Source organism: Sphingomonas sp. 179-I 2A4 NHS, from assembly GCF_045369135.1.
In the GTDB taxonomy this organism is placed as follows: domain Bacteria; phylum Pseudomonadota; class Alphaproteobacteria; order Sphingomonadales; family Sphingomonadaceae; genus Sphingomonas.
On the sequence record NZ_JBIQFL010000001.1, the window covers coordinates 555,320 to 568,093 of the forward strand.

General features: G+C 65.9%; 13 protein-coding genes and 1 pseudogene. 7 read left to right on the forward strand and 7 right to left on the reverse strand.

Features of this window, described 5'->3' with window-relative positions; translation table 11 throughout:
* Positions 1-123 precede the first annotated feature (123 nt).
* The 3 genes and pseudogenes from ACH0CP_RS02495 to ACH0CP_RS02505 form a co-directional block, all read left to right on the forward strand.
* Positions 124-2,352, forward strand: coding sequence for a DPP IV N-terminal domain-containing protein (locus ACH0CP_RS02495; RefSeq protein WP_294443115.1), 2,229 nt, complete (start codon positions 124-126; stop codon positions 2,350-2,352).
* An 82-nt stretch (positions 2,353-2,434) separates the two neighbouring features.
* Complete coding sequence (locus ACH0CP_RS02500) at positions 2,435-3,463, forward strand: aspartate-semialdehyde dehydrogenase (protein WP_294443117.1); 1,029 nt, start codon at positions 2,435-2,437, stop codon at positions 3,461-3,463.
* Positions 3,460-3,594: pseudogene (locus ACH0CP_RS02505) on the forward strand (GFA family protein); the annotation flags it as partial. The gene ACH0CP_RS02500 and the pseudogene ACH0CP_RS02505, both read left to right, overlap by 4 nt.
* Here ACH0CP_RS02505 and ACH0CP_RS02510 read toward each other — a convergent pair.
* Positions 3,540-3,692 carry a hypothetical protein gene (locus tag ACH0CP_RS02510; RefSeq protein ID WP_294443118.1) on the reverse strand — a complete coding sequence of 51 codons (153 nt, stop codon included), beginning with the start codon at positions 3,690-3,692 and terminating at the stop codon, positions 3,540-3,542. The pseudogene ACH0CP_RS02505 and the gene ACH0CP_RS02510 sit on opposite strands and share 55 nt — an antisense overlap.
* Positions 3,693-3,698: 6 nt before the next feature.
* Between ACH0CP_RS02510 and ACH0CP_RS02515 the strand changes: the two genes are divergently transcribed.
* Positions 3,699-3,893 carry a hypothetical protein gene (locus ACH0CP_RS02515; RefSeq protein ID WP_294443159.1) on the forward strand — a complete coding sequence of 65 codons (195 nt, stop codon included), beginning with the start codon at positions 3,699-3,701 and terminating at the stop codon, positions 3,891-3,893.
* Between the two features lie 9 nt (positions 3,894-3,902).
* Here ACH0CP_RS02515 and ACH0CP_RS02520 read toward each other — a convergent pair whose 3' ends face one another.
* From ACH0CP_RS02520 to ACH0CP_RS02530, 3 genes are read right to left on the reverse strand one after another with little or no spacing between them, the layout of a single operon-like run.
* A complete protein-coding gene (locus tag ACH0CP_RS02520) occupies positions 3,903-5,483 on the reverse strand; it encodes a DHA2 family efflux MFS transporter permease subunit (RefSeq protein WP_294443119.1) in 1,581 nt (526 codons plus the stop codon).
* Between the two features lies 1 nt (position 5,484).
* The gene (locus ACH0CP_RS02525; RefSeq protein WP_406875375.1) at positions 5,485-6,564 is read right to left on the reverse strand and encodes an HlyD family secretion protein; all 1,080 of its coding nucleotides are present in this window, start codon (positions 6,562-6,564) and stop codon (positions 5,485-5,487) included.
* A complete protein-coding gene (locus ACH0CP_RS02530; protein ID WP_294443121.1) occupies positions 6,557-7,027 on the reverse strand; it encodes a MarR family winged helix-turn-helix transcriptional regulator in 471 nt (156 codons plus the stop codon). Before ACH0CP_RS02530 ends, ACH0CP_RS02525 begins: the two co-directional genes overlap by 8 nt.
* A gap of 130 nt (positions 7,028-7,157) precedes the next feature.
* Between ACH0CP_RS02530 and ACH0CP_RS02535 the strand changes: the two genes are divergently transcribed.
* The 3 genes from ACH0CP_RS02535 to ACH0CP_RS02545 are packed head-to-tail and all read left to right on the forward strand — an operon-like array spanning position 7,158 to position 10,237.
* Positions 7,158-7,601, forward strand: a complete 444-nt coding sequence (locus ACH0CP_RS02535; RefSeq protein ID WP_294443123.1) for a GFA family protein — start codon at positions 7,158-7,160, stop codon at positions 7,599-7,601.
* Entirely contained in the window at positions 7,582-8,343 is a 762-nt protein-coding gene (locus ACH0CP_RS02540) for an alpha/beta fold hydrolase (protein ID WP_294443124.1), read from the forward strand. Before ACH0CP_RS02535 ends, ACH0CP_RS02540 begins: the two co-directional genes overlap by 20 nt.
* 55 nt (positions 8,344-8,398) lie before the next feature.
* Positions 8,399-10,237, forward strand: a complete 1,839-nt coding sequence (locus tag ACH0CP_RS02545; RefSeq protein WP_294443125.1) for a M2 family metallopeptidase — start codon at positions 8,399-8,401, stop codon at positions 10,235-10,237.
* 72 nt (positions 10,238-10,309) lie between these two features.
* Here the strand turns inward: ACH0CP_RS02545 and ACH0CP_RS02550 are convergent, their stop codons facing one another.
* The 3 genes from ACH0CP_RS02550 to ACH0CP_RS02560 form a co-directional block, all read right to left on the reverse strand.
* Positions 10,310-10,846 carry a hypothetical protein gene (locus ACH0CP_RS02550; protein WP_294443126.1) on the reverse strand — a complete coding sequence of 179 codons (537 nt, stop codon included), beginning with the start codon at positions 10,844-10,846 and terminating at the stop codon, positions 10,310-10,312.
* A gap of 93 nt (positions 10,847-10,939) precedes the next feature.
* Positions 10,940-12,373, reverse strand: a complete 1,434-nt coding sequence (locus ACH0CP_RS02555; protein WP_406875374.1) for an AMP nucleosidase — start codon at positions 12,371-12,373, stop codon at positions 10,940-10,942.
* An 88-nt stretch (positions 12,374-12,461) separates the two neighbouring features.
* Entirely contained in the window at positions 12,462-12,734 is a 273-nt protein-coding gene (locus ACH0CP_RS02560; RefSeq protein WP_294443128.1) for a hypothetical protein, read from the reverse strand.
* Positions 12,735-12,774: the final 40 nt, after the last annotated feature.

Below are 12,774 nucleotides of genomic sequence, written 5' to 3' on the forward strand. Positions count from 1 at the left end.
GTTGTATCGGAAGTCACGCACGCGTCTTGCCGCTCCTCCCTCCGGGCCGAGGATGGAGCGCTGACCTTTGCGCTCCGCGGCGCGCGCCGCTAACCGGATCGTTCAATCAGCCGGGAAGAGTGAATGCGCATATGGATGGCGGCGATCGGGGCGGGTCTGGCGATCTGGTCGGCAACGGCAATGGCTGAGCCCTCGCCGGCGCCGGCGAAGCTTACGCTGCAACGCGTCTTCGCCAGCCCGGATCTCGCCGGCGATCAGCCGCAGGCGCTCCGCCTGTCGCCTGATGGCACGCTATTGACGTCGGTCCGCCCGCGCGAGGACGAGCGCAATCGCTTCGATCTGTGGGCGATGGACACGCGCACCGGCACGTGGCGGATGCTGGTCGATTCCAAGAAGATCGGCAGCGGCGCCGAGCTTTCCGAAGCCGAGAAGATGCAGCGCGAACGTGATCGCTCCAAGACGGGCAAGACCGGCATCCTCGATTATGATTGGTCGCCGGACGGCAAGTCGATCCTGGTGCCGATCGACGGCGAGCTGTTCGTCGCTTCGCTCGATGGCTCGGTGCGCAAGCTCGAAGGCACCAAGGGCGCGCTCAATCCGGTGATTTCGCCGCGCGGTGGCCATGTCAGCTTCGTGCGGGATCAGAATCTGTGGGTCGGCACCGCCGACGGCCCGGCGCAGGCGATCACGCGCGAGGGCGGTGGCACAATTCATTTCGGCGAGGCGGAGTTCGTCGCGCAGGAGGAAATGGGCCGCCGCACCGGCTATTGGTGGTCGCCCGATGACAAGAGGATCGCGGTCGAGCGCTTCGACGAGGCGCCGGTGCGCACCTTCACCCGCGCCGCGATCGGCGCCAGCGGTACCAGCATTTATCAGCAGCGCTATCCCGCCGCCGGCACGCCCAATGTGCTGGTCGATCTCTTCATCATGAACCCGGACGGTTCGGGCCAGGTGAAGGTCGATCTCGGGCCTGATCCCGACATCTATCTCGCGCGCGTCGACTGGACACCGGACGGCTCGGCGCTGCTGGTCCAGCGCCAGTCGCGTGATCAGCGCACGCTCGACATGCTTGTCGTCGATCCGGCCACCGGCGCATCCAGGGTGATGTTCACCGAGCGCGCCGGCGAAAAGAGCTGGATCAACCTCACCGACGCCTATCGCCCGCTGAAGGACGGCAGCCTGATCTGGCGCTCCGAACGCGACGGCTACGGCCATCTTTATCGCTGGCAGGCGGGCAAGTGGACCCAGCTGACGAAGGGCGACTGGTCGGTTGAATCGCTCGTCGCGGTGCACGAGCAGGCGGGGCGGCTGTTCTTCACCGGCAACCGTGACGGCGTGCTGGAGCGCCACCTCTATTCGGTCGATCTCGCCCGGCCAGGCGACGTCACGCGGCTGACGGAGCCGGGCTGGTGGCACGCCAGCGCCGCGGCAGACGGGCAGGGGTCGCGCTTCATCGTGTCGCGCTCCAACCCCGCCCAGCCCCGGCAGGTCTATCTCGCGGATGCGACCGGCAAGCGGATTGCCTGGGTAAACGAGAATGCCGTGTCCGGCGCGCACCCATATGCGCCGTATCGCGCCGCGCATCGCCCCACCCAGTTCGGCACCATCAAGGCCGCGGACGGCACGACGCTGCACTGGGAGATGATCACGCCGCCGTTGCAGAAGGGGCGACGCTATCCGGTGTTCTTCATGCACTACGGCGGTCCGCACAGCCAGGAAGTGGCGCGCGACTGGCCGGGCAACATGCCGCTGCGGCAGTTCCTGGTGCAGCAGGGCTGGATCGTCTTCCAGATCGACAACCGCGGCTCCGCCAACCGCGGGAAGGCGTTCGAGGATGCGATCTGGCACGCCATGGGCTCGGTCGAGGTGGAGGACCAGCTTGCCGGCGCCGCCTATCTGAAGACGCTGCCGTTCGTCGATCCGGACGCCATCGCTACCTACGGCTGGTCCTACGGCGGCTATATGACGCTGAAGATGCTGCAGGCCCATCCGGGCGTCTTTGCGGCCGGTATTTCCGGCGCGCCGGTTACTGACTGGGCGCTTTACGACACGCATTACACCGAACGCTACATGGGCGATCCGACGCGTGATGCGGCCGCTTATGCCGCCTCCAGCGCACTGCCGGACGCCGCAAAGACCAGCGATCCGCTGCTCCTCATGCACGGCATGGCGGATGACAATGTGTTCCTCGACAATGCGACCGCCTTCGCCGCCCGGATGCAGGCGGCGAACAAGCCGTTCGAGATGATGCTATACCCGGGCAAGGCCCATGGCGCGGTCCGCGACATCCATCCCTGGACGACGATCCTCGATTTCCTCGACCGGCACGTGAAGAAGCCAGCCGCGAAGTGAGGGGCGGACGAAAGTAAAGCTTGCTGGCACGCCCCGCACCGGGGCGGTATGGCCCGCGCGATCGGATGAAGGACGAAGTGAGATGGGTTACCGGGTAGTGGTCGCAGGCGCGACGGGCAATGTCGGTCGCGAGATGGTCAACATCCTCGCCGAGCGGGAGTTTCCCGCCGACGAGATCGCGCTCCTCGCCTCGTCGCGCTCCGTTGGCGAACAGCTCGAATATGGCGACACGGGCCGGATGCTGAAGGTCCAGAACATCGAGCATTTCGATCCCACCGGTTGGGATTTCGCGCTGTTCGCGATCGGCAGTGAGGCGACCAAGGTCTATGCGCCGAAGTTCGCCGCCGCCGGCTGCACCGTGATCGACAATTCGTCGCTCTACCGCATGGATCCGGACGTGCCGCTGATCGTGCCGGAAGTGAACGCCGATGCGATCGACGGCTATCGCAAGAAGAACATCATCGCGAACCCGAATTGCTCGACGGCGCAGATGGTGGTCGCGCTGAAGCCGCTGCACGATGCCGCCACGATCAAGCGCGTCGTCGTCTCCACCTATCAATCGGTGTCCGGTGCCGGCAAGGACGGCATGGACGAGTTGTTCCAACAAAGCCGCAACATCTTCGTCGGGGACCCTGCCGAGCCCAAGAAGTTCACCAAGCAGATCGCCTTCAATGTCATCCCGCATATCGACAGCTTCCTGGAAGACGGTTCGACCAAGGAAGAATGGAAGATGGTGGTCGAGACGAAGAAGATCCTCGATCCAAAGGTGAAGGTTACCGCCACTTGCGTGCGCGTGCCCGTGTTCGTCGGCCATTCCGAAGCGATCAACATCGAGTTCGAGAATGAGCTGTCGGCCGAGGACGCGCAGAAGATCCTGCGCGAGGCGCCGGGCATCATGCTGGTCGATAAGCGTGAGGACGGCGGTTATGTCACGCCGATCGAATGCGTCGGCGAATTCGCGACCTATATCAGCCGCGTGCGCGACGATCCCACCGTCGACAACGGCATCGCGCTCTGGTGCGTCAGCGACAACCTTCGCAAGGGTGCCGCGCTGAACGCGGTGCAGATCGCCGAGCTGCTCGGCCGGCGCCACCTCAAGAAGGCGGCGTGACGATCACCGGCGGCTGCCGTTGCGGCGCCTGCCGCTACGAGCTGGCGCTTGATGCGCTGCCGCCAGTCTATGCCTGTCACTGCCACATTTGCCAGCGCGCCTCCGGCAGCGCGTTCAGCGTCCAGGCGCTGGTCCGCGAGGAATTGCTGACCGTCTCGGGCCCGGTCGTGATCCACCAGATCACGACTGAGGACCGCACCTCGACCAGCGTTTCTGCGGCACCTGCCACGCGCGCATCTACAATACGAACACGCGGCGGCCGGGGATCGCGGTGGTGCGCGCCGGCACCTTCGACCGCTCCGAGGAACTGGACTGCCGCGCCCACATCTTCACCGCTTATCGCCAGCGCTGGGTAACGCTGCCAGATAATGTGCCGCAATGGGGTGAGGCCGCACCGCTTGACGACCTCGCGGCGGCGCTTCAGCGATAGGCGAACCGCCTACTCACTGTGCACCACCTCCACCTTGCCCTTGGGCTTCTGGAGCAGCAGCACCAGCGGCACCGCGGCGAACGAGATCCAGCTCATCAGGTAGAAATCGTCGAGATAGGCGATCATCGCCGCTTGCTTGTTGACCATGCCATCTGCCATCGACATCGCCGCGTCGGACAGCGTGCCGAGCTGCGCCAGCATGCCAAGATCAAACCCCGCCATCACGTTGCGCGTCACATGCTGTGACAAGTCCGCATGGCTCGTCTGAATGTTGCGCGCGAGCAGCACCGTCACCATCGAGATGCCGGCCGACTGGCCGATCGAGCGGAACAGGTTGAGCAGGCTCGCGCCGTCGGTGCGATAGCGATTGTCGAGCGTCGCGAAGGCTAAGGCGTTCAGCGGCATGAAGACGAGCCCCATGCCAAGCCCCTGTACGAACCCAGCCGTGATTACCGGCCAGAAGTCCATCTCCAGCGAATAGCCCGCCATCTGGCGCAGCGAGACGGCAAAGATCACCAGCCCCGTCATGATCACCAGCCGCGTGTCGACCCGACCCATCAACTGCCCGGCGAGCCACATCGTCGCCAGCACGCCGACGCCACGCGGCGCCATCATCACGCCCGTATCGATCACCGGATAGCCAAACAGGTTCTGCAGCATCGGCGGCAGCAGGGCCATTGGCGCCATGGTCGAAATGCCCACCACCAGCATGAAGAACAGGCCGGTGACGAGGTTGCGGTTGGCGAAGATCGCCCGGTCGAACAGCGGGTTCTTGGCCGTCATGAAGTGGATAATCGCCATCCAGGTGAAGGCGAGCGCCAGCAGGCCCTCGATGATCACTTCCCAGCTTTCGAACCAATCCTCGCTCTGGCCACGGTCAAGCATCAACTGGAACGAGGCCACCGCGACGCCGAGGTAGACGAAGCCCGCAAGATCGAACGATCGCGTCGCCTTCGGTCGGCTGGGCAGCAGGAACCACAGGATCGCAAAGGTCGCCAGGCCGACGGGCACGTTGACGTAGAACACCCAGCGCCAGTTGTAGCTCTCGGTCAGCCAGCCGCCCAGCACCGGCCCCATGATCGGGCCCACCATCACGCCCATGCCCCATACCCCCATCGCCTTGGCGGCGCGCTCAGGCGGGTTGATGTCCAGCATCGAGGTTTGCGACAGCGGGTTGATGAAGGCCGCGAACACACCCTGGAAGACGCGGAATATCACCATCTCCTCCAGGCTGGTGGCGATGCCGCACAGCATGGATGCGATGATGAAGCCCCCCACCGCGATCAGGAACAGGTTGCGGCTGCCGAACCGGTCGGAAAGCCAGCCCGTCGCGGGCAGGGCGATCGCGGTCGCGACGATATAGCTCGTCAGCACCCAGGTGACGGTGTCCACCGTCGCGCCAAGGCTGGTCTGCATGTGCGGCAATGCGACATTGGCGATCGTGGTGTCGAGGATCTGCATGATCATCGCACCCATGATGCCAACCGTCAGCAGCGCGCGGTTGTTGGTATGAAGCAGCGGCTTGCCCGGCGCCGGCGCGGCGGGCGCCTGGGAGGCGGGTGGCCGCCCGGGCAGGGCGCGCGATGCCACCTCAGCGCGCCCCCGTGTCGATCTTCACGTCAGTCGACAGCCCGGCGATCATCGCGCGCGGCGGCTTGCCGTCGATCGCGATCCGCACCGGCACGCGCTGCGTCACCTTCACCCAGTTGCCGTTGGCATTCTGTGCCGGCAGCACGGAGAATTCGCTGCCGGTGCCGGCCCCGATCGACTGCACATGGCCCGTCACCTTCAGCCCCGGATAGGCATCGAACGACAACTCTGCCGGCTGGCCGACGCGCATGTGGTCAAGGTCGGTCTCCTTGAAGTTCGCTTCCACCCACGCGGCGTCGCTGACCACCAGGCTCAGCGCCGGGACGCCGGACGGCGTGATGTTGCCAACCTGAAGCCGGCTCGTCTGGCTGACGACGCCGTCCTTGGGTGCGCGCACGGTGGTCCGTTCCAGGTTCATGGCTGCCTGTTCGCGCTTCGCCATCGCCACCTGGATCTGCGCCGGCATGCCCGATCCGCCACCCGATCCGATCTGCTGGCGTGCGCGTGCGGCCGCAGCCTGCGCCGTGGCGATCTTCGCCCGCGCCGCGGCAACGTCCTGCACCGCTGCGTCGAGGCTGGCGCGCGTCGTGAAGCCGCGCTTCATCAGCGCGTCCTGCCGCTCGTACGTCGCCTGTGCCAGCGTCAGCTCGGCGCGCGCACTCTCGATATCGGCGGCGGCGCTTCCGGTATCGGTGGCCATGGTTGCAACCTGAACGCGCGCCGCGGCAAGGTCAGCGTCGGCCTGTGCAAGGGCGATGCGGTAGGGTTCGGGGTCGATGCGGAACAATACGTCGCCCGCCTTCACCCGCTGGTTCTCGCGTACGTTCACCGCCACGATCCGGCCCGACACGTCCGGGCTGACCGATATCACGTCCTGCCGGACATAGGCGTTGTCGGTGGAGATGAACCGGCCCGACGTCAGGTAGAAATAGGCGCCCAGCGCCGCGATCAGCAGCGGCACGCCGAACAGCAGCAGCATCCGGCCCCAGCGCTTCTGGCGCGGCGCTTCTGCCGGCACATCCGGCGTCAAATCGATTTCGCTGTCGGCGACGAAGTCGCGCTTGGGATCGGCATCAGCCACGCGCCGCCTCCTCGGGAACTTGGGATTGTGCCGCCGCATCCGGCGCGGGATCGATAAGGTTCTGCCGGATCCGGTTCAGCGTCCCGGTCACCGCCTCAAGCTGCTCGGGCGGCACGCCGCGCAGCGCCTGCGCCATCAGGTCGGCCGCGGTGCAATGCAGCTCCTCGATGATTGGATGAGCCTTGTCGGTCAGGAACAGCTGCCATGCGCGGCGATCGTTCGGATCGCGCCGACGCTCCACCAGTCCGGCATCCTCCATCCGATCGATCATGCGACACAATGTGATCGGCTCGACTTCCAGCAGGTCCGCGAGGCCGCCCTGATTGATCCCGGCGTGCCGGCTGATCCCCAGCAACGCCTTCCACTGCGCACGAGTCGCGCCATGCTGCCGCGCCCGCTCGTCGAAACGCCGCCGCACGAGGCGTGCGGTATCACTGAGCAGGAACCCGAAACTATCTGCCATACTGCACGTATAGTAAGCATGCTTATATAATGGAAGGTCTGCCCCACTGCTCGATGCAACTTCTCCGCTTGGAGCAGCCGGCGGTCTGGAGCGTTCCGCCGCTTGAACTGTTGGACAAGGAGCCGCGGGGATGACGAGGATGACGGGCGGCTGCCAGTGCGGCCGTGTGCGCTATTCGGCGGAGGTCGAGAGCGACGAGGCATATCTCTGCCATTGCCGCATGTGCCAGCGCGCGACCGGCGGCGTCTCGATCGCCTTCGTCAACGTTCCGGTGGCCGGCGTCGAGTGGCAATCCGGCCCTGACTGGTATCAGTCGTCCCCGATCGCGCACCGGCCGTTCTGCTCCACCTGCGGCACCCCGCTCGGCTTCGCCTTCCTGGAGAACGGCGAGAACATCGATCTCACCGTCGGCAGCTTCGACGATCCTTCGCGCTTCCGCCCCGCGCATCATTACGCGGTCGAGAGCATGCACGAGGCGTGGATCGACACCCGCGACTTGCCACGGATGCGCAGTGAGGAGAATGAGAGCGTCAACCAACGCTGGATCGAGGCCTGTGGCAAAATACCCGACTGAGGCGCATCACTTCACCAGCTTCGATGGCACGCGGCTGGCCTGGCACGAACTGGGGGAGGGTCGCCCGATCGTCCTGATCCACGGCTATTTCTCGGACGCCCAGACGAACTGGGTGCGCTACGGCCATGCCGCCACGATTGCCGCCAAGGGTTACCGAGTGATCATGCCGGATCTGCGCGCACACGGAGAAGGCGACAAGCCGCACGATCCCGCCGCCTATCCGCCGGACGCGCTGACGAAGGACGGGCACGCCCTGATCGCGCACCTCAGCCTCACCGATTACGATCTTGGCGGCTATTCGCTCGGCGCGCGCACCACGTCACGCATGCTGGCCACCGGCGCCACGCCACGGCGCGTGATCTTTTCCGGCATGGGGCTGGAGGGGCTGACCAGCGCCGAACGTCGTGCCGATCACTTCCGCAACATCCTCACCAACCTCGGGAAGCATGAACGCGGCAGCCCGGCCTGGCTCGCAGAGGCATTTCTCAAGACCACTGGGGGCGATCCCGTCGCGCTTCTCCGCGTGATCGACACCTTCGTCTCGACGCCGCAGGATGTGGTCGCAGGCTTCACCCAGCCGACGTTGGTGGTGAACGGGGTCGAGGATTTCGACAACGGCTCTGCCGCGGATCTGGCGCGCCTGTTGCCGGATGCGCGCCTTGTCGAGATCCCCGGTGGCCATATGAGCGCGGTCACGAAGCCCGAACTGGGGCAGGCAATTGCGGAGTTCCTCGCCGCTTGACCGCACGTCCCGGTGGTTCCAGTTGTAACGAGATACGAAACACCGAGGACCCTTCATGACCCGCCCCCTGATTTCGCTCGCCGCTTTGGCGGCGGCCTTGGTCGTGCATCCCGCCGCCGCTCAGCAGGCCGCGCCGGCCACCGCACCAGCCGGCTCGCCGACCGTTGCGCAGGCCGATGCATTCGTTGCCGCGGCCGAGAAAGAACTTGCCGACGCAAGCGTCGATGGTGCGCGGATCGCCTGGGTCAACGCCACCTATATCACCGAGGACACCGACGCGCTCGCCGCAAAGTCGGGCGGTGAACTGACCGAGATGTCGGTGCGCCTCGCCAACGAGGCCGCAAAGTACCGCTCGCTCCCCGGCCTCTCCTACGACACCAAGCGCAAGCTCAACATCCTGGCGAGCGGCCTGACGCTGCCGGCGCCGATGCGCCCGGGCGCAGCGGAGGAACTGTCGACGCTCACGACGAAGATGTCGTCGTTCTACGGCAAGGGGCGCGGTACGCTGGACGGCAAGCCGATCAACGGCTCCGACATCGAGGCGGCCATGGGCGAGAGCCGCGATCCTGCCAAGCTGAAGGAAATGTGGGTCAGCTGGCACGACAGTGTCGGCGCGCCGATGCGCAGCGACTATGCCAAGATGACCGCGCTCGCCAACGAAGGGTCGGTCGAGCTCGGTTTCAAGGATACCGGCGCGCTCTGGCGGTCCAGCTATGACATGACGCCCGATCAGTTCGCCGCCCTGACGGACAAGCTCTGGAGCGAGGTGGAGCCGCTTTACAAGGCGCTGCACACCTATGTCCGCGCGAAGCTGAACGAGAAATATGGCGATGCGGTACAGTCGAAGACCGGCCCGATCCGCGCCGATCTCCTCGGCAACATGTGGGCACAGGAATGGGGCAACATCTATGACGTCGTCGCTCCCCCGGGCGCCGGCGACCTTGGCTATGACATCGGCGAGCTGCTGAAGGCCAAGCAGTACGATCCGGTTAAGATGGTGAAGACCGGCGAGGGCTTCTATTCCTCGCTCGGCTTTGCGCCCTTGCCTGAAACGTTCTGGCAGCGCTCGCAGATCGTGAAGCCGCTGGATCGCGAAGTGATCTGCCATGCCAGCGCGTGGGACGTCGACAATGTCGACGATCTGCGCATTAAGATGTGCACCAAGGTGAACTCGGATGATTTCATCACCATCCACCATGAACTTGGCCACAATTACTACCAGCGCGCCTACAATCAGCAGCCGTATCTCTACAAGAACGGCGCGAACGACGGCTTCCATGAAGCGATCGGGGACTTCGTCGCGCTGTCGATCACGCCCGATTACCTCGTGAAGATCAACCTGCTCGATCAGGCGAAGGTGCCCTCGCCGGACAAGGACATCGGCCTCCTGCTCCGCCAGGCGATGGACAAGGTCGCTTTCCTGCCGTTCGGCCTGCTGGTCGACAAATACCGCTGGCAGCTGTTCTCGGGCGAAATCCCCGCGGGCCAGATGCAGGGGGGCTGGGACAAGCTTCGGCTGCAGTATCAGGGCATCGTCCCGCCGGTCGCCCGTGACGAGACGAAGTTCGATCCCGGCGCAAAGTATCACGTGCCCGCCGCCGTGCCGTACACGCGCTATTTCCTCGCGCGGATCCTGCAGTTCCAGTTCTACGAGGCGGCCTGCCGCCAGGCGGGCTGGAAGGGGCCGCTCCATCGCTGCTCCTTCTTCGGCGACAAGGCCGTCGGCGCGAAGCTCGATGCGATGATGAAGATGGGGCAGTCGAAGCCGTGGCCGGACGCGCTGCAGGCGTTCACCGGTACGCGTGAAATGTCGGGCAAGCCGATGCTCGCCTATTTCGCGCCGCTGAAGAAGTGGCTCGACCAGCAGAACAAGGGCAAGCCGAGCGGCTGGTAATCCGACGCCCCGGGGCACCAGCCCCGGGGGCTTTAGGTTAGCTGCTCCCCCGGCCGGGGGAGCAGCAATCCGTCATTCCGGGATCACATTCTCGTCAGCGATCCCGGCCTCGAAGGATGCGGTGGCATCCTTGCCGTCCGGCATGTGCGCATGGCCGTGGTTCGGCGTTGCTGCGGCGGCCGCAGGCTCCTTGGCCGCCTCCGCTTCCTTCCCGTCAGCGCCTTTCTTGGGCGTCGAACCGCGCAGCGACAGCAGCGCGGCGGTCGCCGCCGCGCCGACCGCGGCCAGCCCACCAGCGATCGCGGCCTTGTTGCGCCAGCCGGCATCCTTCTTCGCCGGCTCGACGGCAGCGGCAGGCTTGGTGCGCCGCGGCTGCGGGGTCGCCCGCTTGCTGGAACGCGGCTTGGGCGGCACCTTCGTCGTTGCCTTGGTCGTCGCCGCGCCGCCGCTGGCGGCGCTTGCCGCCGCGGTCTTGCGGGCGCGCTTGGGGGCAGCAGGCTTGTCGGTCGCGGTAGCCGCCGGCTTCTTCGGCGCAGCGGCCTTGCGCGGCGCGCGGCGCGCCGGTGGCTTGGGCGATGCGGCGGGCGGCGTGTCGTCGTTCTCGGCCATGATCTGCTCCCCTTTGTCGAATGGATCGCGAACTAACGTCTCGACTGGCCGAAACGTTTCCTCGACGCAACGGGAGCCGCCCGCCGGCGCTGCTCAGCGGAACGGCGGCTCGTTGAACGCGCGCAGCTTGCGGCTGTGCAGCTTCTGCCCTTCGCGACGAAGCTCCTCGCACGTCTCGATCCCGATCCGCATGTGCTCGGAAATCGCACGCTCGTAGAAGCGGTTCGCCTGGCCAGGCAGCTTGAGCTCGCCGTGCAGCGGCTTGTCGGAAACGCACAGCAGCGTCCCGTAGGGCACACGGAAGCGGAAGCCCTGCGCTGCGATCGTCGCCGATTCCATGTCGATGCCCACCGCGCGGCTCAGCGAGAAGCGCAACGCCGAGCGCGAATAGCGCAGTTCCCAGTTGCGATCGTCGGTGGTCACGATCGTGCCCGTGCGCAGCCGGCGCTTCAGCTCCTCGCCCGATTGGCCGCTCACCGTCTCGGCCCCGCGCGCCAGCGCCTGCTGCACCTCGGCGATCGCCGGCACCGGAATTTCCGGCGGCAGCATGTCGTCCAGCACATGGTCGTCGCGCAGATAGGCGTGGGCGAGCACATAGTCGCCGATCCGCTGCGACGGGCGAAGTCCGCCGCAATGGCCGATCATCATCCAGGCATCCGGACGGGTAACGGCAAGGTGATCGGTGATCGTCTTCGCGTTTGACGGCCCGACGCCGATATTCACCAGCGTGATGCCGGTGCGATCCGGCGCCATCAGGTGATAGGCCGGCATCTGCAGTCGCCGCCACGCCGTGTCGTCCAGCATCGCGGGATCATCACCCGGCTTGAACAGCACGCCGCCCGGCCCGGACAAAGCGGTGAAGCGACTTCCTTCCGCCCCCACCTGCGCCGCCGCCCAACGGACGAACTCGTCGACATAGCGGTGATAGTTGGTGAACAGCACGTAACGCTGCACATGCTCCGGCGGCGTGCCGGTATAATGCCGCAGCCGCGCCAGGCTGAAATCGGTGCGCAGGCCATCGAACAGTGCGAGCGGCCGCGTGCCGTCGATCGACGCCCACAGGCCGTCGGCGATCTCGTCGCCGATATGCGCCAGCTCGGTCGCCGGGAAGTGCCGCGTCAGTTCCGCCGCAGAAACCTCGTCGAGGCTCAGCGCGTGGCCGGCATCGATCACATAAGGGAAGGGAATCTCGGTTGCGCCCGGCACCGCGGAAACGGTGACGTCATAATCCTCCATCAGCAGCGTCAGCTGCTCGACGAGATAGTCCGCGAACAGCCCCGGCTTGGTGACGGAGATGCGGTATTCGCCCTCGGTGACGAGCCGGCCGTAGGAGCGCAGCGGGGCAGGGCGATCCATGCCGCCGCGGAAGCTCAGCCGGATCTCCGGGTAAGCGAACGATCCGTCCCGCCGCGACTCGGGCGATGGCGGGGTGCCGGTTCTGATATAGGTGTCGAGGGCCGCTTGAAGGCGCGCCACTGCGCCGGTGTAGAGCCGATCCAGTTCGGCAACGATCTCATGTGCAGTCATCGCGGATGGTTAGGTCGGGTCGATGACTCTGGCAAGACAATGCCCCCCGCCGCGCCAGCTACGGCCGACACGGCGGAAGGGACAATGGTCAGCCCGCGTGCGATCCGTGGCTGGACTGGCCGTGGGATCCGCCAAGCTTGCTTGCTGCAAACGCTGCCCCGCCGACGGCGGCGGCAACGCCGGCGACGATGCCCGCCGCCGCATAGGGATGGCTTTTCACCTTCTCCATCGTGGACGATGCGGCGGCCGTCATCTTGTCGCCGGCGCCGCTCGCCGCGTCACGGGCGCGTTCGGTCAGCGAACCCGTGTCTTCGGACCCGGAGTGGGATGCTCCGGTCTTGTTCTGCGATGCGTTGGTCATGGCATGAACCTCCTGTCAGAGCCGCCAGACCAACGCCTCG

Coding starts and splice junctions, on each gene's coding strand:
- ACH0CP_RS02555 (WP_406875374.1), bottom strand. CDS start 12,373: ATGACTGCACATGAGATCGTTGCCGAACTGGATCGGCTCTACACCGGC.
- ACH0CP_RS02535 (WP_294443123.1), top strand. CDS start 7,158: ATGACGAGGATGACGGGCGGCTGCCAGTGCGGCCGTGTGCGCTATTCG.
- ACH0CP_RS02500 (WP_294443117.1), top strand. CDS start 2,435: ATGGGTTACCGGGTAGTGGTCGCAGGCGCGACGGGCAATGTCGGTCGC.
- ACH0CP_RS02550 (WP_294443126.1), bottom strand. CDS start 10,846: ATGGCCGAGAACGACGACACGCCGCCCGCCGCATCGCCCAAGCCACCG.
- ACH0CP_RS02545 (WP_294443125.1), top strand. CDS start 8,399: ATGACCCGCCCCCTGATTTCGCTCGCCGCTTTGGCGGCGGCCTTGGTC.
- ACH0CP_RS02495 (WP_294443115.1), top strand. CDS start 124: ATGCGCATATGGATGGCGGCGATCGGGGCGGGTCTGGCGATCTGGTCG.
- ACH0CP_RS02560 (WP_294443128.1), bottom strand. CDS start 12,734: ATGACCAACGCATCGCAGAACAAGACCGGAGCATCCCACTCCGGGTCC.
- ACH0CP_RS02530 (WP_294443121.1), bottom strand. CDS start 7,027: ATGGCAGATAGTTTCGGGTTCCTGCTCAGTGATACCGCACGCCTCGTG.